Annotated in this window: 21 protein-coding genes; 4 read left to right on the forward strand and 17 right to left on the reverse strand. The window is 41.1% G+C overall.

Annotated features, from left to right (window positions below; genetic code table 11):
- Nucleotides 1–2 precede the first annotated feature (2 nt).
- The 4 genes from LBC_RS07670 to LBC_RS07685 all read right to left on the reverse strand — a co-directional run bounded on the left by LBC_RS07670 (nt 3) and on the right by LBC_RS07685 (nt 3,105).
- Complete coding sequence (locus LBC_RS07670; RefSeq protein ID WP_221253853.1) at nt 3–269, reverse strand: heavy-metal-associated domain-containing protein; 267 nt, start codon at nt 267–269, stop codon at nt 3–5.
- Complete coding sequence (locus LBC_RS07675; RefSeq protein WP_221253854.1) at nt 262–570, reverse strand: hypothetical protein; 309 nt, start codon at nt 568–570, stop codon at nt 262–264. Before LBC_RS07675 ends, LBC_RS07670 begins: the two co-directional genes overlap by 8 nt.
- The gene (locus LBC_RS07680) at nt 567–1,658 is read right to left on the reverse strand and encodes a transglutaminase family protein (protein ID WP_221253855.1); all 1,092 of its coding nucleotides are present in this window, start codon (nt 1,656–1,658) and stop codon (nt 567–569) included. Before LBC_RS07680 ends, LBC_RS07675 begins: the two co-directional genes overlap by 4 nt.
- Nucleotides 1,659–2,040: 382 nt before the next feature.
- Nucleotides 2,041–3,105 (reverse strand): glycosyltransferase family 9 protein, encoded by a 1,065-nt coding sequence (locus tag LBC_RS07685; protein ID WP_221253856.1) that lies wholly within the window; start codon nt 3,103–3,105, stop codon nt 2,041–2,043.
- Nucleotides 3,106–3,162: 57 nt separating this feature from the next.
- On the opposite strand from LBC_RS07685, the gene LBC_RS07690 reads away from it, so the two are divergent.
- A complete protein-coding gene (locus LBC_RS07690) occupies nt 3,163–4,482 on the forward strand; it encodes a hypothetical protein (RefSeq protein WP_221253857.1) in 1,320 nt (439 codons plus the stop codon).
- 270 nt (nt 4,483–4,752) lie between these two features.
- Here LBC_RS07690 and LBC_RS07695 read toward each other — a convergent pair whose 3' ends face one another.
- From LBC_RS07695 to waaC, 6 genes are all read right to left on the reverse strand, one after another.
- Entirely contained in the window at nt 4,753–5,004 is a 252-nt protein-coding gene (locus tag LBC_RS07695) for a hypothetical protein (RefSeq protein ID WP_221253858.1), read from the reverse strand.
- A 437-nt stretch (nt 5,005–5,441) separates the two neighbouring features.
- Nucleotides 5,442–6,524 carry a putative lipopolysaccharide heptosyltransferase III gene (gene rfaQ, locus LBC_RS07700; protein WP_221253859.1) on the reverse strand — a complete coding sequence of 361 codons (1,083 nt, stop codon included), beginning with the start codon at nt 6,522–6,524 and terminating at the stop codon, nt 5,442–5,444.
- Complete coding sequence (locus LBC_RS07705; protein ID WP_221253860.1) at nt 6,521–7,216, reverse strand: glycosyltransferase family 2 protein; 696 nt, start codon at nt 7,214–7,216, stop codon at nt 6,521–6,523. The genes rfaQ and LBC_RS07705 overlap by 4 nt, the downstream gene beginning before the upstream one ends.
- Complete coding sequence (locus LBC_RS07710) at nt 7,210–7,419, reverse strand: hypothetical protein (protein ID WP_221253861.1); 210 nt, start codon at nt 7,417–7,419, stop codon at nt 7,210–7,212. The genes LBC_RS07705 and LBC_RS07710 overlap by 7 nt, the downstream gene beginning before the upstream one ends.
- The gene (locus LBC_RS07715; RefSeq protein ID WP_221253862.1) at nt 7,416–8,318 is read right to left on the reverse strand and encodes a lipid A biosynthesis lauroyl acyltransferase; all 903 of its coding nucleotides are present in this window, start codon (nt 8,316–8,318) and stop codon (nt 7,416–7,418) included. The genes LBC_RS07710 and LBC_RS07715 overlap by 4 nt, the downstream gene beginning before the upstream one ends.
- Entirely contained in the window at nt 8,315–9,277 is a 963-nt protein-coding gene (waaC, locus tag LBC_RS07720) for a lipopolysaccharide heptosyltransferase I (protein WP_221253863.1), read from the reverse strand. The genes LBC_RS07715 and waaC overlap by 4 nt, the downstream gene beginning before the upstream one ends.
- Nucleotides 9,278–9,338: 61 nt before the next feature.
- On the opposite strand from waaC, the gene LBC_RS07725 reads away from it, so the two are divergent.
- Entirely contained in the window at nt 9,339–10,106 is a 768-nt protein-coding gene (locus tag LBC_RS07725) for a polysaccharide deacetylase family protein (protein ID WP_221253864.1), read from the forward strand.
- 148 nt (nt 10,107–10,254) lie between these two features.
- Here the strand turns inward: LBC_RS07725 and LBC_RS07730 are convergent, their stop codons facing one another.
- From LBC_RS07730 to gpmI, 7 genes are all read right to left on the reverse strand, one after another.
- Entirely contained in the window at nt 10,255–11,865 is a 1,611-nt protein-coding gene (locus LBC_RS07730) for a class I SAM-dependent methyltransferase (RefSeq protein WP_221253865.1), read from the reverse strand.
- Nucleotides 11,866–12,973: 1,108 nt separating this feature from the next.
- Nucleotides 12,974–13,918 (reverse strand): acetyl-CoA carboxylase carboxyl transferase subunit alpha, encoded by a 945-nt coding sequence (gene accA, locus LBC_RS07735; protein WP_221253866.1) that lies wholly within the window; start codon nt 13,916–13,918, stop codon nt 12,974–12,976.
- 3 nt (nt 13,919–13,921) lie between these two features.
- Nucleotides 13,922–15,133 (reverse strand): beta-ketoacyl-ACP synthase II, encoded by a 1,212-nt coding sequence (locus tag LBC_RS07740; RefSeq protein WP_221253867.1) that lies wholly within the window; start codon nt 15,131–15,133, stop codon nt 13,922–13,924.
- A gap of 20 nt (nt 15,134–15,153) precedes the next feature.
- The gene (gene acpP, locus LBC_RS07745; RefSeq protein WP_221253868.1) at nt 15,154–15,387 is read right to left on the reverse strand and encodes an acyl carrier protein; all 234 of its coding nucleotides are present in this window, start codon (nt 15,385–15,387) and stop codon (nt 15,154–15,156) included.
- 111 nt (nt 15,388–15,498) lie between these two features.
- Nucleotides 15,499–15,981 carry a hypothetical protein gene (locus tag LBC_RS07750; protein WP_221253869.1) on the reverse strand — a complete coding sequence of 161 codons (483 nt, stop codon included), beginning with the start codon at nt 15,979–15,981 and terminating at the stop codon, nt 15,499–15,501.
- 93 nt (nt 15,982–16,074) lie between these two features.
- The gene (fabG, locus tag LBC_RS07755) at nt 16,075–16,818 is read right to left on the reverse strand and encodes a 3-oxoacyl-ACP reductase FabG (protein ID WP_221253870.1); all 744 of its coding nucleotides are present in this window, start codon (nt 16,816–16,818) and stop codon (nt 16,075–16,077) included.
- Between the two features lie 17 nt (nt 16,819–16,835).
- Nucleotides 16,836–18,302 (reverse strand): 2,3-bisphosphoglycerate-independent phosphoglycerate mutase, encoded by a 1,467-nt coding sequence (gene gpmI / locus LBC_RS07760; protein WP_221253871.1) that lies wholly within the window; start codon nt 18,300–18,302, stop codon nt 16,836–16,838.
- Between the two features lie 78 nt (nt 18,303–18,380).
- Between gpmI and mraY the strand changes: the two genes are divergently transcribed.
- Together mraY and murD are read left to right on the forward strand one after the other, a co-directional pair.
- A complete protein-coding gene (gene mraY, locus LBC_RS07765) occupies nt 18,381–19,445 on the forward strand; it encodes a phospho-N-acetylmuramoyl-pentapeptide-transferase (protein WP_221253872.1) in 1,065 nt (354 codons plus the stop codon).
- A gap of 7 nt (nt 19,446–19,452) precedes the next feature.
- A complete protein-coding gene (gene murD, locus LBC_RS07770; protein WP_221253873.1) occupies nt 19,453–20,667 on the forward strand; it encodes a UDP-N-acetylmuramoyl-L-alanine--D-glutamate ligase in 1,215 nt (404 codons plus the stop codon).
- Nucleotides 20,668–20,720: the final 53 nt, after the last annotated feature.

Below are 20,720 nucleotides of genomic sequence, written 5' to 3' on the forward strand. Positions count from 1 at the left end.
CCTCATGGTTGCTTTAGTACAGTTGACTCATATCCAGCTTTTGCAGTTGCGTTTAGTATGTCATTTATATTTGCACTTTTATCTATTATAACTGTTGCGCTTTTTGTTTTTAAATCGACTTTAACGCTTTGTACGCCTTGTAGTTCTTTTATCTCATCTCTTACGATAGCTATGCAAAGAGGACAATGAATAGCTGGTATGCTTAGCCTTAACTCATCGCTAAAAACAAAAGTGCTAAGAAATGTCAGTGCGATTATAAATTTATTCATATAAATATCCTGCTATGTAAGGGAATAAAATTACCCCTAATACAAATATTGTTACGATTGTGTAGCCCAATGCTTTAAATGGGCTTTTAGAGCAGGTTTTTTTAAACATGGCTCTAAAAGCAAGCACCAAAAAGCCGACTGATAAAATAGCGAAAATTATCCTAATCCAAATAGGCACATCAAGCGCATTTAAAAAGCCTACTGCTATGCCAAAAAACATATAACTCATCGCCCCAAGGCAGCAAAGGCTCGCTAAAAGTGCGCTAAAAATCGAGCTTATTAAAAGCCAGTATGACTTCAAAAAATCTCCTGAGAGACATACTCATATCTAAAGCGTTTTGCGTTGTAGTAATTCACCACCTCGCCGTCAACCTCTGCGTATGGATAACCAAAGTTATTTAGTGGCTTTACGGCCGGTTCTGGCTTTAAGACAAAGTCTCTGCCGCTATTATAGCCTATCCAGCAGCCTTCCCACGAGCCAAATAGATACTCTTTTATATTTTTGATTTTTTCTGAATTATTATCTAGCTTTTCTGATAGTCGCACCTTTGTTACATCAGCTGGATCTGCGCCAACCCAGCCTATGCCACGCGCGTAAAATTCCACTCTGCAGTGCTGTGCGCCAGTTATATCAGCTCCGCCATCCTCGTCAGCTTTGCCTATGGCTGCAGATAGAGCGGATTTGCCCACACGTATACCAAAAATCTCTCTAGCAGGCACGCCCACTGCACGACAAAGTGCCACAAACACAGAGCCTATATCAGTGCATTTGCCCTTTAGTATGCCACTTTTTATAATAGCTGCCGCATCGCCCACACCACAACCTATAACGCTTTCATCACGCTGCATATTATCAGCCACCCAGTCATATATAGCGCGCGCTTTTTTAAGCTCGTCATTTTTATCAATACCTTTTACAATCTCCTGCGCTTTTGCTTTTACCTCTGGGCTTAGGTCTATGTGCGTGCTAGGATTTAATGCATCCATAGCCTCGTAGCTAAACTCGCCCTTTGGCTTATATTTGCTAAAATCCGCACTACGGTCTTTTGTCGCGATATTAAAGCTTAGGTCAAAAAATGGCGATGGCTCATTTGGTGCAAACTCAGCATAAATCGTCGGAATATCTAAATCCGAGATGAAGTAGTTTGTCGCATTTGTCTTGACTTTAAAATTTGTAACTAGATTCTGATAGTCGCTATTTAGCGGTAGTGGCATCCAAAAGCGCACCTGTTTACCCACTGTTAGGATAGTATGGCGCAAATGCACCTCAAATTCTCTTTGTTTTTTGCACTCACCTTTATCATGTGTATGCTCATGCGCACTTAATCCATTTGCACCCAAAACCGCCGCCGTAGCCGCTGTGAGCTTAAAAAAGTCTCGTCTTTTCATTTTAAAGTACTCTCTTACAGATTTTATTACTTAAATTAAGTCTCAAATTTACAGTTTGTGGTATAAATTTATGCTTAAATTTATAAAAAATTAAAAGTTAACTTTACAATAAATAACATTTATTTTGTATTAATAAAGCATGCTGTACAACTTTAAATACCGAGTATTTAAAGCATAATAACACAACTAATTGAAAAACTAGCGACGTTAAGCAAACCGAAAATGGCGGAGTAGTACTCCCTTTTTAGCGAAATATTTTCTTAAAAATCCCCAGTCTTGTTTTTAACCTTTAAAAGCAAGACTAAATTTTAATCCCAATACACCCATAAACCCTCAAAAGTCTTTTATAAGCTAAAATTTTAGTAAATTAACACAAAAACCGTCAAACATATTTACCAGTGCAAGCTCTCACAAATTCCTCAATCTCTCCTATGTGCTCATCATCAAGCTCGTAATACTCAGGGCAATTTCTATCAGTAACAGTGGCAAAAACTGAGGTAAAAGGCTTTAGAGATTTTACAGGCGCAACAATAAGAGTATCGCCCACCCCACGTTGCTCGCTAGCAAAGCAAGGCCCCATAAGCACAACCGTACTCACTCCCATGGTATCAGCGATGTAGTAATTGCCCGTATCAGATGAGATATAAAGCCCCATTTTACCTATTTCATATGGCAATGCCTCAAGCCCTACTCTGCCAACTAAAGATATTAAATTTAGCCCACTAATATCAAGTTCCTTTAGCATTTTATCATCATCTTTTACCCCAAATATATATATCTCACACTCAATTTTTTTTAGTATATCAAATATAATTTGCCAAGTTTTAGCTGGCGGAGTTTTTATCTTGTTTGCAGCACTAAAGCTTATGCCGACTCTAAATTTATCGCTATTTTTTATAGGGCTATCCTGTGGTATAAAAAGCGGTTTTTGCAGCTGTTTTTTATATTTTAGCTCAGTAACACCCACCATTTTAAGGTAGGTTAAGAGGGTGAGATTTTCAGTACTGTGCGGGATTTTTTGCATACCTAGGCTTAGGATTTTTACGCTTTTGCTTGCACCTTTTGGATATACCGTTACCACCCCTCTACGCGGCATAGCAAAGCGAGCTAGGAATAAATTTAAAGAGTTTGGCAAAAGCACATAAACCCTCTCATACGAGGCAAAATAGAGCATAAAAGCCAGCCTAAGCTTTGCTAAAAGCCCCTTTTTATAGCGATTTATCGCTACTGCTTTATTTATTCGGCTATCGTGATTAGCAAAGGCTAGATTAACCTCATCAATTACCACATCAAGTCCGCAAAGCGGCTCAAAAAGCACGCTAGAGTTTGCATAATCACCTATTTTAGCACTCTGAATTACCAAAACCCTAGATGATTTAGTACGCCAAAATAGGCGCAAAATGCACAAAAACGGAAAAAATACCGCATAAATAAGTAAATAAAGCAAGTTATAACCTTTGATAAATTTAAAATATGCTATCATCAAAAAACGTGAAAGGATATTATGACAAAACTTAGCTTTACCTGCGATTTAAACGCAATTATCACCCTACTTTTGGGGCTTTTTTTGATATTTGAGCATTTGCCACATATGGCTGCTTTAAAAAATATCGCACTTTATTTAGCACTTGCAATCACATTTTATAGGCTTTATAAAGACACACAGATTAAGCGACGCTTTAGCATAAATTTAAAACAAAATATAGCCATAATATCCCTACTTTTACTATTTGTGATATACTCGCTAATAATTTCAACAGTGCCGTATTTAGCGGGCGTTGGCTCGTTTAAAGACGCATTTAGCGAGCTTGGCAGGGGTGTTAGCTTTATGATTATCGTACTAGCTTACGCCACAAATATTGCACCTAAAACAACACAGTCTGGGCACTTTTATCTCTCGCTCTTGCTAGCTTTTATCGCCGTAAGCGCTTATTATTGTACGCCGCTTTTTACCCAGCTAAAAGACGCATGGGGAGGTGGCGAAGTAGAAAGCGGACGGATAATATCAAGAGCATATGCTGATTATGTGGATAGGTTTTTGCCATTTGCACTTTTTGGCGTGATGATTTTTACAAAAACATGGCAAAAAATATTAATATTTTTACTGATTTTATTATCTCTTTCTATGGATATACTAAGCGGCACTAGGGGAAGCTGGCTAGCAGTGGGTATTAGTGGGGCTTTAGCGTTTTTTATGCTGCTTTTTGCTGGCTTTGCTAGCGCATTAAAAAAGCAGGCTAGGCTAATTGCTGGCTTTGCCTTAATTTTGGCACTTGGGCTTGGATTTATAGGGATAAATTCATCGATTTTTAACTTCAAATACGCTCAAGGCGCAGACTCATCAGGCAGAGGACTTATCATATCTCAGCGTGCGCCGCTATTTTTATCAGGTGATAGGGCGCTTTTGGGGCTTGGATACGGAAAGGAACAGTACGATGAGTTTTTGCGGCGAGAGCTTGATAAGGGCGCAAAAATCGACATGATGCAAGTGCGCGCTGATGGCACTAGATACTGGTTTAACGACGAGCCATTCTGGCTTGGGAAGTTTTACTACTATGGAGTAGTAGGTACTGGCGCACTATTTGGAGCGTATGTGCTTTTGCTTTTTTGTGCGTTTAGAGAGTTTTTAAGGAAAAAACAGGACAAGCAGAGGCTACTTTATGCGGCTATTTTCGTATCGCTTATTAGCTATTTTGGCGTTAGAGGGCTATTTGAGAGTATAAATTTACGAGAGCTTTATCTATTTTACATGGCTGGATTTTTTATTATTCTAAAAGCAAACTTAAGCCAAAACGAGCTAAATCTCACTCAAAAAAGTAGCTAACCTCTAACTCTAGCGCTTCATAGCTAAGCTGGCTTTTTAATATTTTTTCGCCTTGCAAACCATACTAAAAAGCTCATCTTTATTAAAAGAACAAATTCTATCCACATCTACTGCGACATCATCTCCTATAAAAATGCACTCCTTTTATCAAAAAGCTCGCAACACTCCTTAACAACCAAAGTAAAAACCGCTATACCACAAGCACAATAATCCATAACCTTTGTTATGTAAAACCTATTTAAAGGTACGAAAATACGCCTAAATCTATCATCAGGAGGTAAAATTGTACTGCGCAGTCATAATCAAATGTAAAAATATCAAAGCTAAAATCACTTTTTGCACGGCTAAATTGATTAAAAATCCTCCAAGATACCCATTTACATCAACAGTGCCTATATAAAGCGCATTTTCGCTAGATTTTAGCCTAGGTAGGATAAATTTATCCACGCCCATAGGCATAGCTAGATGTGGAATTTTGATTTTACTAAAAACCCTTCTACCATTAAATTTTAATATAGGCAAAAGCTATCACATTAACAAAACTAAATTTATCCATCCGCTCCCCTTTTTTAGCCACTAATATGAACTTAAATTTAAACTTTTACTAAGTTTTATGGTGCTAATTGAGATATTGTAAAATCATAATTTTACCGCTCATTGTATTGGCTACTTGCAGGGCATTTTTCTATCGATTCGTTTTATGCAAATAACGCTCCACCCCCCCCCCCTGTTGCCTCTGATGGCGCCGTCTACAAAGCTATGCTCTCTGCCAAAGCCTTTATCGCTAACCAGTAGCTTTTAGCATACCGACCTTATCTTGATGTTGGCATTATTTTTAGCATTTTGCAGAAGCAGTGCAAAAATCTGCACTAATCTACTCGTATATGTGGCTATGCCTTTCTTTTAAATTTATAAAAGCAATATTTTATTTAAAAATGTAAAGTCAAATCAAAACCGCTCTAAACCCCAGCTTTTAGCCTTATCTCTGCCTTTATCTGCTCTATCTCATCGGCGCTAAACTCGACTAAGCATCGGCTTATCTTACTGCCATCACAGCCGTCCTTGCCACACGGTACGCACTGCCAGCTTTTTTGAAACACCGTGTGTTTGCCCATTTTTTGCACTCCGTTTCGTGCTTTGTAGCCATTTTCGCTTAGCTCATTATCCCATGCCCCCCACTCAAAAGCCCCGCTAGGCCCAAAAAACGCAACCACAGGCGTATTTACAGACGCTGCCACGTGCATAATAGCCGTATCAACCCCCACAAAGCACCTTGCACGCGCAGCAAGTGCGGCGGTTTGCTTTAGGCTTAGTGTGCCGTTTAAATTTAAAGGCTCACTTTTACAAAGCGCTAAGGCGCTGGCTATTTTTGCACTCTCAGCCTCGCTGCCATCGCCACTTAGCACCACTTTTATACCAAGCTCAAGCTCGCAAAAATCAATAAGCTCCGCCATAATCTCATCTTTTACGCATTTAAAAAGCCAGCGACTTGTGATGTGAAAATGAATAAACTGCTCTGGTAAACTCACGCCATCAAGTGCTGAGTCTGGATAGTATATCTGCACAGCCTTGCGCTTTGGTATCTCACATTTTAGCGCACTTAGCGTAGCTAGATTGCGCTCTATGGTGTGTGGGACGTATCCTAGATTTGGCAGGCTTATAGGGTGGGTTACAAAGCGTGCTAGAGTGCGATTTTTAGGTAAAAAGCTCACTATACACCCTGCCTTTGCGTAGCGTGCGATAATCACGCCCCTATCACCTGAAGTGGTCTGAATGATGATGTCATAGCGCTGCTTTTTTATTGCATTAATAAATTTAAGCTCGCCCCAAATCCGCCCAAAAAGCCCCTTTTTACGCAGGCTATCTCGCTCATAGACGTGGATATGGCTTATGTTTGGATTGCCTTCTATCATCGCCTGCGTACCAGCATTACAGGCAAAGTCTATCCTAGAGTGCGGATAGGTCATTGCAAGAGCGTCAATAAGCGGCGTAGTAAGTAGCACGTCGCCTATATTTCTAAACTTCATCACTAAAATTTTCATTTTACATATTTCCAAAATGTGTATTGAGCATAAAGGCGTGCGATGACGTAGCCGCACCAGCCCTCCTTGTAGCCCCCGCGCAGAAAATATAGCCGCACAAACGTCCAAATGGGGTTAAAAATCGCCTTTAGGCGGCTTTTTTTTGCACTTAGGCTTGAGTAGCGATTTTGCTTAGTGATAAACTGCTCCACACTCTCATACGCATAGTGTAAAAAATGCTCCGCTAGCTCGCCCACATCGCCATTTGCTATAACTCTCTCATGCACCGCATCATCGCTAAATCTAGCGTGGTGTTTGCTAAAAAGCCGCACGCTAAAATCTGGATAAAGCCCCATATTTCGCACAGGCTTGCCAAAGAAATAATTAAGCCGTGGGACGCGGTAAGCGTTAAATTTAGGGCTTTTTAGCACGCTTTTTACCTCCGCTTCTAGCTGTGGGGTAAAGACTTCATCGCTATCAAGCACGAAAACCCACTCATTCTTAGCCGCATCCACCCCAAACTGCTTTTGCGCTCCAAAACCAAGCCAAGGCTGAAAAATAAGCCTAGTGTTTTTATGCTCGCTTATAATTTTAGCCGTATCGTCTGCGCTACCGCTATCTATGCAAAGCACTTCATCTGCCCATGATACCGATGAAAGCACTTGGGTGAGGTATTTTTGGCTATTAAATGTAAGTATTACAACACTTAGCATAGCGCACCCTTTTTACCAAAGCCCAAAAAAGCGTAAAAAGCGACGGCTTTAATGGGGCATGAGTGAATAAATTTATAAAAATCAGTCCATGCGCTTATTGCGAACGCTAGCAAATATCTTTTTTCACCTTTAATGGCGCAAAAGCTATCATTTTTGGCTTTAGGATTAAAGCTTTCTGGATTTAATGGCGCAAAAGCTATCATTTATAAATTCCTTCATAAAAGTGCTTAAATCGCTTGTGAAACCAAAAATACTCGCTAGGAGCTCGCCGAATCGCCGCTTCACAGCTGCTAGCCTGCTCCTGCGTAGCCTGCAAAATCGCCTCATCCTTACCCAGACTTTGCGTTAGAACCGCCACATCAATAACCTCATCAAACTCTATCTCGCTCCTGCCACTGCCTACGCTTTTAATGTAAGCTGGCACGATGAGAGCACCACTTTTTTGTGCTAGCACACTAGCTGCTGGGGTGTGAAGTGCTCTATGAGAGAAAAACTCCACCTCCACGCCCTCGCTCTTAGCGGTGTTTTGATCGACAAGTATGCCCACTAGCCTGCCGTCTTTTAGAGCCCTTAGTACGCCACGAGCTGCGCCACTTTTTTCTATGACTTGTATGTCAAATTGATGACGATTTTTACTCAAAATCGCTTCCATAGCCATATCATCAAGTCGCCTACCAACGACAGAAACTGCTCCAAATTTAGCCGCCATCGCTAGGCTAAAAAGCTCCCACTCTCCATAATGCGCCGTAACTACTATCACACCGCGACCGCTATTTATAGCGCTAAGCAGCCGCTCGCTGTGCTTAAAGTCAACTCTTTCAAGCACGGACTTTTTGGTTGTGTTTTGATTTTTTATAAAATTTGCACCCAGATAGACGGCAAATTTCTCATAGCACTCCTTGGCGATTTTTAGCTTTTCATCACTACTTATGCTATCACTAAAGGCTAGGTTTAAATTTGCTAGCACGTTGTGTTTGCGCTTTTTAGCGATTAAAAAATAAACCCTAGCCAAAGCCCTGCAAAATGCCGCACTCACCGCACTAGGTAGCAGCCACACGATAAATTTTAAAAACCAAAATCCAGCCAAATAAAGCTTACTCATAAAAGCCCCCTAGCACTTTGTATTACATTTTTAGCAGGTATTTCACACACGCTAAAATCGCTTTTGTCTATCTTTCTTGCGTCCACTTTTTTACCCGCATCAAGAGTTAAATTTTTATCCGTCCTAAAGGTGTTTCGCTCGCTAGGGCGGTTACCAAAAAGCGTGATTGAGGCGACATTTTGCGCCCAGGCTAGGTGCGTTACGCCACTATCATTGCCAATAACTAAATCGCAGCCTGATATAAAGCTAGCTAGCTCGCTTAGGCTTTTTGGCGCAAGCAGCTGCGCCTTTGTGCCGCTTATTAGCTTGGTGGCTGCTGTTTTTTCATCCTTGCTACTATAGCACACAAGCAGGCTAAAATCATCACAAAGCCCCAAAATAACGTCCCTAAATTTATCATAGCACTTGCTAGGCTCGCTCGCAAACGGCGCAATTAGCACTAGCTTTTTATCGCCCTTTTTAGGTAGTGTGTCGCTTGAGATTTTAAAGCATGGCGCTTTTTGCTCTATCTGCTCTTTACTCACGCTAAAGCCCAGCGCAAATGCCGTTAAATAGGCATTTCTCATTATTACATTTTCATTATAATCAATCACAAATTTGCGCGCATAAAAAAGGCTAGCTATGCCCTCTTTTGCGCTTTTAAAACTAAAGCCGCAGCTCTTGCCTATAAGCCAAGAGACGATAGCTGATTTAACAAGCCCTTGCAAGTCAATGACTATATCAAATTTACCCAAAGTCCGCAAGGCTTTAAAAGCGCTAAAATAGCGCCTATCTTTTAGCTCAAGCTCCACGACCTCATCTACCCCAGCGCAAGCACGCACGAGCTGGGCAAATCTAGCATCAACCACCCACGTGATATGGGCGTTTGGCATATGCGCACGCACGAGCTGGACGCATATGCTAGCGTGGATTATGTCGCCTATGGCGGAGAGTTTTACTAAAGCGATTTTTTGTTTCATTCTTAACTTTAACTTTAAATTTGATAATATTTTATAAAAATTTGGCTTTAAAAGAGATTTTATGAGTGTACCTGTTTTGATGTATCATCACGTTTTGCCCCAGTCTGGCTTTATCACAAGTAGCGTTATGGAGTTTGAAGCACAAATGCGCTATCTAGCAAATAACGGCTACCACACGCTTAGCGCAGATGAGTTTTTGGCTTATAAAAAGGGTGAATTAAAGGTAGGTAAAAAAAGTGTGCTTATCACCTTTGATGATGGCTGGCGGGATAATTACGTCTATGCTTTTCCTGTGCTTAAAAAATATGGGCTTCGTGCAACTATATTTTTAGTAACTGGCTGGATAGAAGCCGCTAGCGAGCAGGTGGGGGCTGAGTTTATCCCTGCGCCACACTCTAAGGCAAAAGCGATGGCTAGCCAAAATCCTGGTGCACTGTTTTTAAACTGGGACGAAGTGGGCAAAATGAGAGAGGCTGGCATAGACTTTCACTCTCATACGCACGGACATAGCGATGCGTACTTTGGCACGCTTAGCCTAGAGCAAGAGCTAGCAATGTGTAGGCAAACGCTAAAGCGGCGCCTGGGATTTGACGATACTCACCTGTGCTGGCCTAGGGGCAAATACGATAAAGCAGCCATAAATGCAGCAAAGCAAGCAGGATATGAGATACTTTATACCACAAAGCGGGGCATAAATAGGGCTAATGGCGAGCTTGAGGCGATAAAGCGCATAGGCGCAAAGGGCGATGAGCGCTGGCTAGCAAAGACGCTGGCTATATATTCAAACGATATTTTGGGTGGAATTTATAGCCTTTTAAAGCCAAATTAGGCATTTTAAGCGCACTTTAGGGTTAGCTTTTAAAGGCTTAGTAAAATTTACCCACTATGGTAGTACACCTAAAAACTCGCATTTTCTTGCTATTGCGCCCACTATTAACGCCAAACTCTCGCATAAATTTAGCCATACCAAAACCCAATCAAAGCTCCTCAAAAAGATACATACTACTAGCCAGTCTCTCTAGTTCGTCTAAATACTGATTCGCCTTTGCCCTACTCGCACCAAACTCACTCGCTATTTGCCCAACTATCTGAGCCTTTGTAGCCTTGCCGTCAAAGCGTAGCAAAATCTCGGCCTCTTTTTTGGTGATTGATACTACGTAATTAAACGCATCCGCAAAATCAATAAAAGGCTCGTTCGTGCTTGCGAAATACTTTAAATACCCCTCATATCTAGGGTTTATACGAGTTTTATATGGCTCGTACTTAATGGCATTGCGCGGATTAATATCGACCTTTATCCCCTCAGTAACCGCCTCTAGCATTTTTATAAATCCAGCATACGCCTGTAATCTGTGCGAAGTATCACTAAATAAAGCAAGCACCTGCGGCAAGCTAATAGAGGCTGGACTAACCTGCCCAGCTAAATCATAAAGCCACCCATACTCAGCATCTAGCCGCCTTTGCATATTATCCACATAGCCATTTTCCGTCTTAGTGAGGATACTGCAGATATGTAGCTTTGAGATATCCGCCACACCTATATCTTTATTGGCAAGAGCTTTGATATTGCTTGCGTGGGTTATAAGGCTTCGTCTAAAGGTTCTATCACTAAAAATATCAAGCATAAGCTCACTGGCCACATGAGATGAAAAGTGCGCACGGATAAAATCATCAGCCTGCTTGTATGCTAAATCTGGGGAGAGAATATCGCTTAAATCAGCCTCGCACAAATAGCCAAGCTCATGGTGCGCTAGACTTGCGCTAAATTCATCAAAATAAAAAGCATCATTTACCTCAGATAGCCACTCATGTCTTATATAGTGATCTGACGCCTCCTTTATACGGTCTATAAGTGCTATTTGGACGGAATTTGGATGGCGTGTGAGCAGATAATGCCTGTAAATATCTAGCGTTTGCTTAACAAAGGAGATGTTTGAATGTTGCTCGTATGCAGCAAGCATTAATCGGCGCAGAGGCATTCTGGCGTGCCAGCCAGGCAGGGCATTAAAGGAGATATAAGCCATGCCAAAGGGTGCTAGATGGCGAGCAATCAGCGACAAAATCGCTTCACGCACATGAGCTGGCACCCAGCTGTATACACCGTGAGCAATTATATAATCGTACTTAGAATTTGCGTGTACAGCGGAAAAATCCGTAATATCAAGATGTTCTAAAACAAGATTGCTAGCACCGCAAAATTTGGCTATGCGCCTACCCTCGCTAATCTGCGAGAGCGAAAGGTCTATGCCATGCAAAGTGGCGCTTGGATCATGCAGTGCATATGAGATGAGATTTCCGCCAAAAGAACAGCCAAGCTCCAGCACGCTAATTGGGGTGGCGTTTTCTAAGCTTGATTTGTCTGATATATGCTGGCTACTAGGGCTAGCTGCCGCAGAAAAGCTCTTGACGTCATTAAGGCATGGATTGGATTGCGCATTGCTTTTAGCTAGATCGCTAAGCCCCAAAATAGCGGAGATAGAGCGCAGAAGTAGCGGACTAGTCGCAGTAAATGCACTAGAGTGATAGGGTATTTTGTCGTACGGATTTGGCTGGTTTTTACTCGATGGTGCGGCATTATTTTTTAGCAATGTTTAGCTTTCGTTTGGAATTTCAAAAACAGTCTAGCAAAGTTTGACTAAAAATTTATTAAAGCCAAATCGCCAAATTTTCCAAACACTACCATAAAAATCTACTAAAATAGCTCTCAAACTAGCCATAATATCGCAAGGCTAAAATCCATAAAACTCTTGAATTTTACGCATTTATAGGCTATGAATTTAAATTTATCACTATCAGCAACCTTTTGCAAAACACTAAAACTAAAGCGAAAAATAGGGAAATTTAAACTCAGCGCATTTGCTCTACTAACTAATGTAGTTTTATTAAGCGATATTAAATATAAATTTTTATAAATTTTAAAGGCAAGTCCTGCGCCAAATATAAATAGCTTATTAATCGCTTGTATAATGTGGTAATGCACTAGCTTGCGTGCGGTTTTGCTTCGATCGTTTTAAAAAGCTTCGCTTTCACTTAAGACACAAGAAAGCATACAACCCATACAATGGCTTAATAATACAACTGCTTACTGCGCGCGCATAAGTTAAAGCGCAGCTTCTTTAAACGGTCGGCGTAACCGATATTTATTTAAAAAACAAACGGAGCGAAGTTTATTTAAAATAAGATATAGTAGCAGTTTTAAAAACCACGCCTTACTAAAGGCTCTTTTTCCTACTCCACTTTGTGATACAAGCTCGCCCAGCCTAGATTAAGAAAAGTAAAACTGGGCGAAGGAAAGCATATCACCTACGACACAAGCCACATAAAAGCAGTGGTCTTAATAGGCTAACTCTTGCCGATATTCCCCAGATTTTTATATCAGACTTTGCAAATAGATAAAAATCGCACTAACGCCGCAGGATAATGACTGTGACATCAAAGCAAGTGGCACGAATTAGTGGTGTTGAGCTTGCAAGGTGGCTTAAATTTGTAATTAAAAACAACACTATTCTTTGAAGGAGCCATAAATTTATTAAGCCATATTTTTATGAATTTAAAAGCTAGATGTGTTACCAAATATCATTGACGCAATATCCTCTTGCAGCAAAATTTACGGTAGAAAAATCTGAAATAATGTAAAAAATATTTTAAATAGTGGAAAATTTATAAAAATCCCAAATAATTATCAATTAAAGGAGATTACTCTCCTTCATAAACTCCAACAGCTAGAATTTTATTCATTCTTTTTTGAATTAACTCATCAATTGATAACTCTTTTAGCTTTGCAAGCTCTTTTAAAAAATACTCGCCCAAAGACTTTGCTGCGCTAACTCTATCTCTGTGAGCGCCGTTTATAGGCTCTTCGATAACATCATCTATAAGCCCCAAGCCCTTTAAATCATCGGCTGTGATCTTCATAGATTTTGTAGCCTGCTCCTGCTTTGCTGGATCATTCCAAAGTATCGCAGCACAGCCCTCTGGAGAGATGACAGAAAAAACAGAATTTTTCATCATGGCCAGCCTATCAGCCACACCGATAGCCAATGCCCCTCCGCTACCACCTTCACCGATTACAACGGCTACAGTAGGGGTTTTAAGAGCTGCAAATTCATACAAATTCCTAGCTATTGCCTCGCTCTGTCCACGCTCCTCTGCGCCCACGCCTGGATATGCACCTGGGGTGTCTATTAAAAATAATATAGGTAGGTTAAATTTTTCAGCCAGCCTAGCCACTCTAAGAGCCTTACGGTAGCCCTCAGGGTGCGGCATACCAAAATTGCGACGAAGTTTATTTTTAGTGCCACGTCCTTTTTGCTCGCCTATTACCACCACCTTTTCTCCACTAATGTAGCCTATATAGCAGACTATTGCCTCATCATCTCGATAAGCTCTATCTCCGTGTATCTCATAATAATCTGTAAGCAAAGCTCTAATATAATCAAGTGCATAAGGACGGTCAGGGTGTCTAGCCAGCTGTAAGCGCTGAAACTCGCTTAAATTTTTATAGACTTTTGCAACCTCTTTTTCTAGGCTTTTAGAGAGTATTTCTACCGCATGTTCATCGCCTTTTATCTTAGCGTTTGCTATATCCTCGTCTATCTGCTTTATTCCCTTTTCAAAGTCCAAATAGCTATAATTTGACATCACTTAGTCCATTTTTTTAAATATCACAGAGCCGTTTGTGCCGCCAAAGCCAAATGAATTACTCATAACCGCTTTAATTTCGGCCTTTCTAGCTACATTTGGCACATAGTCTAAATCGCAATCTGCATCAGGGGTAGTTTGATTTATTGTAGGTGGGATTATACCATCTCGCATAGCCATTATAGATATAACTGCCTCTATTGCGCCTGCAGCTCCTAGACAGTGTCCAGTCTGCCCTTTTGTAGAAGTTACTGGAGGGCAATCAACACCAAATAAAGCCTTTAGTGCTGCTGTTTCGTTTTTATCATTTACAGGCGTTGAAGTACCGTGAGCATTAACATAATCAATCTTTACCCCACCAGCCATTTTAACAGCCTGTCTCATAGCAGATAGCGGTCCTTCAAGCGTAGGAGAGGTAATGTGATAAGCATCCCCACTCTCGCCAAATCCAACTAACTCTGCATAAATTTTAGCTCCACGAGCCACAGCACTCTCATAATCCTCAAGCACCAAAGCTCCAGCACCCTCGCCCATTACAAAGCCGTCTCGTTCCGCGTCAAATGGTCGACTTGCGCTTTTTGGGTCATCGTTTCTAGTAGATAGGGCTTTCATAGCTGCAAAGCCTCCTATTCCGACACCACAAATAGTACTCTCGGCACCAACTACTAGCATATGACTAGCCTGTCCTAGCATTATACATTTTGCCGCTTGGCTAATAGCGTGAGTGCCAGCTGCGCAAGCTGTAACACTTGATAAATTTGGTCCATTTAAGCCATGCTCTATCGACACGATACCACCTAGCATATTTACTAAAGCTGAAGGAATGAAAAACGGAGAAATGCGCTTTACTCCTCGTTCTAATAATATGTTTGAGTTTGCTTCTATATTTGGAAGCCCACCTATACCAGCAGCTGAACTTACGCCAAAGCTATGTGGATCAAATTCCCTAATATCGGCATCAGACATAGCCTCTTTGCAGGCTTTTATGCCTAGTTGAATGAATCGTCCTAGCTTTTTAACCTCCTTACCATCAACAACAGTCAGTGGGTCAAAATCGGTAATCTCAGCAGCTATTTTCACTGGAAATTCGCTAACATCAAAAGAGGTGATCTTTTTTACGCCTGTTTTGCCTTCGCAAATCGCCTTAAAAGAGCTTTCTTTATCAAGCCCCAAAGCCGTTATCATTCCGATGCCAGTTACTACGACTCTTTTCAACACATCTCCCTTGCTAAGAATTACTTTTGGATCTTGTCTATATAGTTTACAACATCAGAAATACTGATAAGCTTCTCAGCTTCACTATCAGGTATCTCTACGCCAAATTTCTCCTCAAGAGCCATAACCAACTCCACAACATCAAGACTATCTGCACCTAGGTCTTCTATGATTTTAGACTCTAGTTTTACTGCGTCTGGACTTACGCTTAGTTGCTCTACAACCACATCTCTTACGTCATCAAATACTGCCATTTTAATTCTCCTTATAAAAAATGTCTGCTATTTTATAATATTTATGCTTTTATATTTTTTAAACAAAAAGACCCAAAAGTCTAGCAATAGTCATTTGTGGGATAAAACTAACTATTTTAACTTTACCATATTGTTGCGTTCTAAAGCAGTAGTGTCTTCTAAAAGTTTAATTATAATAGTGTCATTTTCTGTATTTACTAGCTCAGATTTTTCAGGCTTTAAACTCCACATGGCTCCAGTTAAAGGGTCAACTATAAGCAAGCCAACAAGCCCACCAAATATTATATTGCCGATATACCAACCACCAAGCCCTTTTTTTATTTTAAATTCAAAGTCTTTATATCCAGGCTTTTTAATTAAAACAAGATACTCCTTAGCCGAAAAATATCCCTGCTTTTTATTTAATGTAACGCTTAATGGGGTCTTACCGATAAAAATCTCACTATCTGATTTTATATCCCTTATACTCACGCTTGCATCACTTGGCTGCGTATTCATGGTTACTAGCTGAGTTGTGCTACCAACAATACTTGCACACCCACAAAATAAAAAAGCAAACCAACCTATTAAAAACAGAGATTTAAAATTTAACATAAAACTACTCCTTGAATTAAATTAAAAAGAGAGGGTGATTTTACCCCCCCCTCGCTTAATTTTTTATAAATTTAAACAAGAAGCAAGGCTTAATTACATATATAATCCGCCGTTTACTTTTAGCGTTTCACCTGTTATGTAACTTGCGCTATCGCTTAATAAAAACGCCACCGCTTCGGCTACTTCACTCGCTTCGCCAAAGCGCGCTAGTGGGATATTTTTAGCATAGTTTGCCTTTACCTCATCGCTTAAAGCGTCTGTCATATCAGTAGCGATAAAGCCTGGCGTTACGCAGTTAAAACGCACATTTCGGCTTGCGCCCTCTTTTGCAAAGCTCTTAGACATCGCTATCATTCCACCCTTGCTGGCTGAGTAGTTTACCTGCCCTGCATTTCCCATCTCTCCAACAATGCTAGCTATACTTACCACCGCACCAAAGCGCTTTTTACTCATCACTTTTAGCGCCTCACGTGAGCCTATAAACGCAGAAAGTAGGTTTGTATCAACCACGCTTTTAAACTCATCGGTTTTCATTCTAAGGGCTAGCTTATCATTTGTAATTCCAGCGTTATTTACCAGATAGCTTAGCTCGCCGTCTGTATCAATGATTAGGTTTATCCCCTTTATATACTCATCCTCATCAGTAGCGTCAAATTTAATCACAGCCGCCTTACCTCCAGCTGCTTCTATCTCAGCTTGCAAAGCATCTGCAATCTCAGGCTTTGAGCGGTAATTTATCCACACCTTTAGTCCCTTAGTCGCTAAAACTTTAGCAATTTGCGCACCTATTCCTCTGCTTGCACCAGTTACTAGCACATTTTTACCTGTAAAATTCATACTTTTCCTTTCAAAATTTAAATTAAGCTCTCGCTCATACTATCTGGCTTTTCTAGCCCCATTATCTCTAGTACCGTAGCTGCAACATTTGCTAGCCCAAGCCCAGATTTTAGGTGCTTTACTCCATCAGCAAGAACAAAGGCATACACATCAAAAGTAGTGTGGTTTGTAAGCGCCCTACCCTGATCATCGGCTAGCTGCTCACAGTTGCCGTGGTCGCTGATTTGCATATACGCGTAACCCTTTTGCTGGGCTTTTTGCACTATTCGTCCCAGCTCCTTATCCACAGCTTCCACAGCCTTTACGCAAGCCGCAAAATCTCCAGTGTGTCCTACCATATCGCCATTTGCGAAATTTACCACAATAAACTCATACTCCGCTTCCATCGCCGCTAGCACAGCATCACCCACCGCAGCAGCAGCCATTTGTGGCATTAAATCATACGTTTTTACCTTTGGACTAGGCACTAAAAGCCTAGTCTCTCCAGGCAAAGCATCCTCAACCCCACCGTTAAAGAAAAAGGTCACATGTGCGTATTTTTCGGTCTCTGCAGTGTGAAACTGCCGAAATCCAGCGTCTGATATGACTTGTGGCAGGGTATCTTTTAAAAGCTCTTTTTCAAATAGTACAGGGTAGTTAAAATTTGCGTCATATTCGGTCATCGTGATTAAATTCTTAAGCAAAAAAGGGCGAGCGAAAGCTTCAAATTTATCCTCTCCAAAGCTACTTACTAGCTCCCTCATGCGGTCGTTTCTAAAGTTTATAAATACAACACCATCATTTTCACTAATGCCGTTAAAGCCATTAAAGCTAGCAGGCGTGATAAACTCGTCGAACTCGCCCCTTGCGTAGCATTCGTCCATATATTCAGCTGGACTTATGGTTTGCGCATTTGCGCCTAGCACCATGGCTTCATAAGCCTGCTTTACACGCTCGTAGCGATTATCCCTGTCCATAGCGTAAAATCTCCCGCTAAGGCTTGCTATCCTAGCCCGCCCCTCTAAAGCGCGAACAAACCCAGCTCCACTTGAGGCTAGCACGTCTCTTCCGTCAGTTATAGCGTGCGCCCACGTCTGACACCCTGCCCTAACAGCCGCATCATAAACAGCCAAAAAGTGAGTATCCATGCTGTGCACCCCACCATCGCTAAAAAGCCCCACGACATGCACCCTTTTGCACCGCGCAAATAGCTCGGCTAAGAGCCTGTGTTCGCCCAGACTGCCATCGGCTAGAGCCTTATCGATTTTGACTAGATTTTGATATAAAATCCGCCCAGCCCCTATACTCATATGCCCCACTTCGCTATTTCCCATCTGTCCAGCAGGTAGTCCCACTGCTTCGCCACTAGTTTTTAGCAGAGTGTGCGCGGCATTTTTAAAAAGCCACTCATATGTTGGCTTATGCGCTGCACTAAATGCGTTAAATTCATCACTCTCATTATGTCCGATACCGTCTGTGATAACCAAAACTACACGCTGTTTCATCTAGAAATAACCTTTAAATTTATATTATTTTAACTGGCATTATACTAAAATTAACTCTTTTTAAAATAAAGGCAAAAAGTGTTTGACTTTCTATATGAGCTTACAGGGCTAAATTTCTTTAGCTACATTACAGTTAGAGCTGGGTTTTCGTTTTTTATAGCGTTTTTGATGACGATGATCGCTATGCCTCGTTTTATAGCTTGGGCGAGGGCTAAAAATGCAAACCAGCCCATTTATGACCTAGCCCCACAAAGCCACCAAAAAAAGGGCAAAACCCCTACTATGGGTGGGCTTGTTTTTATAAGTGCGACGATACTAGCTAGCCTCATTTGCGTGCGGCTTGATAATGTCTATGCGATAGTTTCTCTGCTTGGGCTTGGGCTATTTTGCATGGTTGGATTTTATGATGATTATGGCAAAATTGTAGGCGGGAAAAATCAATCAGGGCTAAGCGCGCGGCTTAAAATGCTATTTTTGATTTTAGTCGCTGGCGCACTTTGTGTAATTTTGTATTTTAAGAGCGATTTAGGCGCTGATGTGTATTTGCCGTTTTATAAAAATCCAGTGATAAATTTGGAAATTTTTGCGATTGTTTTTTGGATTTTAGTAATCATAGCAAGCGCAAATGCGGTAAATTTAACAGACGGACTTGACGGATTAGCCACGATGCCGTCTATATTTTCACTGGCTAGCCTTAGTATTTTTGCCTATCTAAGCGGCAACGCAGTACTTGCAAACTACCTGCTCCTACCAAAAATCGCAGGACTTGGCGAGGTCGTAGTCATCACAGCAGCCCTAATAGGCGCCTTGCTTGGATTTTTGTGGTATAACTGCTATCCAGCCGAAGTCTTTATGGGAGATAGTGGAAGCCTCAGCCTTGGCGGATTTATTGGGCTTTTGGGCGTGATGAGCAAGAATGAAATTTTACTTATTATTGTTGGATTTGTCTTTGTCATGGAGACTTTAAGCGTGATTTTGCAAGTAGGAAGCTTTAAAATTTTTAAAAAGCGGATATTTTTAATGGCACCCATTCATCACCATTTTGAGATGAAAGGCTGGGTGGAGAATAAAATTATCATTAGATTTTGGACTATCGCACTGCTTGCAAATTTGCTAGCCCTAACAGCTATAAAACTAAGGTAACAAGGGCATGGCGCGCTCACTCTTTGGCTACGGCAGCACAACAAAGGCTATCGCAAAAAGCGGTGGTTGGCAGATTTTTGATGATAAATTTATCTCCCCTAGCACGGACGAATGGGGCAATGAGCTACTGCCCGCAAGTGCTTTTGACCCTCAAAAAAGCTCGCTTGAGATAACAAGCCCAGGCATACCACCGTCTAATGCACTAACAAAGCAGGCATTAAATTTAATCAGCGAGTATGATTTTTACGCGGACACGAAGCCGTTTAAAATTTGGATTAGCGGCACAAACGGCAAGACTACGACTGCAAAAATGACCCAGCACCTCCTAGTGCAGTATGGTAGCGTCCTAGGCGGAAATGTAGGCACTCCGCTAGCAGATTTGAGCCAAAATGCCAAAATCTGGGTTCTAGAGACGAGTAGCTTTACGATACATTATAGCAAAATAGCTGCGCCAGAGCTTTATTTATTATTAAATATCACAAAAGACCACGAGAGCTGGCACGGTAGTTTTGAGGCTTATGAGCAGGCAAAGCTTAAGCCTATATTAAGTATGCGTGAAGGAAGCGTGGCAGTGCTGCCTGAAATTTATCGCCCTTTTGTTGAAAAAAGCAGCACTTTAGCTTACATTATATATTATAAGGACGAATTTGATCTAGCCAAAGCAGCTGGCGTGGATATAAAAAGCATAAATTTCAAGCCACCGTTTCTAACTGACGCACTCCTTGCCCTACTAAGCCAAAAAATCCTCTTTGACAAAGCTGATGTGAAGCTTTTAAATTCATTTGTGATTGAACCGCACAAGCTTGAGGAGCTGCGAGATAGTACCGATAGGCTATGGGTAAATGACACAAAAGCTACTAATATAGATGCAAGCATTCAGGCACTTTTAAGATATAGCGATAAAACCATACACCTAATCCTTGGCGGAGACGATAAGGGTGTGGATATGAGGGGGCTTTTTGAATTTATTGGTGATAAATTTAGCAAAAATATCACAATTTATGCCATAGGCTCAAACTCCAAAAAACTAGAAAACCTAAGCAAAGAGTATGGACTTGCTTGCCATAAATGCGATGTTTTAGACGCAGCTGTAATGATGATAGATAAAAGCTTAAAAGCTGGCGAGGTCGCGCTTCTTAGCCCTGCTGCAGCTAGCCTTGATCAGTTTAGCTCATATGCCGAGCGCGGAGATAAATTTAAAGCCCTTATAAAATCGATTTAAATTTATAATTTTAAGCGTTTTTTAATTATTTTCTAGGCATAATCACATTTCTT

This window comes from Campylobacter sp. 19-13652, from assembly GCF_019702925.1.
In the GTDB taxonomy this organism is placed as follows: domain Bacteria; phylum Campylobacterota; class Campylobacteria; order Campylobacterales; family Campylobacteraceae; genus Campylobacter_A.

Excerpts from the sequence above, each read along its gene's own strand:
- LBC_RS07670 (WP_221253853.1), bottom strand. The coding sequence starts at position 269 with ATGAATAAATTTATAATCGCACTGACATTTCTTAGCACTTTTGTTTTT.
- LBC_RS07680 (WP_221253855.1), bottom strand. The coding sequence starts at position 1,658 with ATGAAAAGACGAGACTTTTTTAAGCTCACAGCGGCTACGGCGGCGGTT.
- LBC_RS07690 (WP_221253857.1), top strand. The coding sequence starts at position 3,163 with ATGACAAAACTTAGCTTTACCTGCGATTTAAACGCAATTATCACCCTA.
- rfaQ (WP_221253859.1), bottom strand. The coding sequence starts at position 6,524 with ATGAAAATTTTAGTGATGAAGTTTAGAAATATAGGCGACGTGCTACTT.
- LBC_RS07705 (WP_221253860.1), bottom strand. The coding sequence starts at position 7,216 with ATGCTAAGTGTTGTAATACTTACATTTAATAGCCAAAAATACCTCACC.
- LBC_RS07710 (WP_221253861.1), bottom strand. The coding sequence starts at position 7,419 with ATGATAGCTTTTGCGCCATTAAATCCAGAAAGCTTTAATCCTAAAGCC.
- LBC_RS07715 (WP_221253862.1), bottom strand. The coding sequence starts at position 8,318 with ATGAGTAAGCTTTATTTGGCTGGATTTTGGTTTTTAAAATTTATCGTG.
- waaC (WP_221253863.1), bottom strand. The coding sequence starts at position 9,277 with ATGAAACAAAAAATCGCTTTAGTAAAACTCTCCGCCATAGGCGACATA.
- LBC_RS07725 (WP_221253864.1), top strand. The coding sequence starts at position 9,339 with ATGAGTGTACCTGTTTTGATGTATCATCACGTTTTGCCCCAGTCTGGC.
- accA (WP_221253866.1), bottom strand. The coding sequence starts at position 13,918 with ATGTCAAATTATAGCTATTTGGACTTTGAAAAGGGAATAAAGCAGATA.
- acpP (WP_221253868.1), bottom strand. The coding sequence starts at position 15,387 with ATGGCAGTATTTGATGACGTAAGAGATGTGGTTGTAGAGCAACTAAGC.
- LBC_RS07750 (WP_221253869.1), bottom strand. The coding sequence starts at position 15,981 with ATGTTAAATTTTAAATCTCTGTTTTTAATAGGTTGGTTTGCTTTTTTA.
- fabG (WP_221253870.1), bottom strand. The coding sequence starts at position 16,818 with ATGAATTTTACAGGTAAAAATGTGCTAGTAACTGGTGCAAGCAGAGGA.
- gpmI (WP_221253871.1), bottom strand. The coding sequence starts at position 18,302 with ATGAAACAGCGTGTAGTTTTGGTTATCACAGACGGTATCGGACATAAT.
- murD (WP_221253873.1), top strand. The coding sequence starts at position 19,453 with ATGGCGCGCTCACTCTTTGGCTACGGCAGCACAACAAAGGCTATCGCA.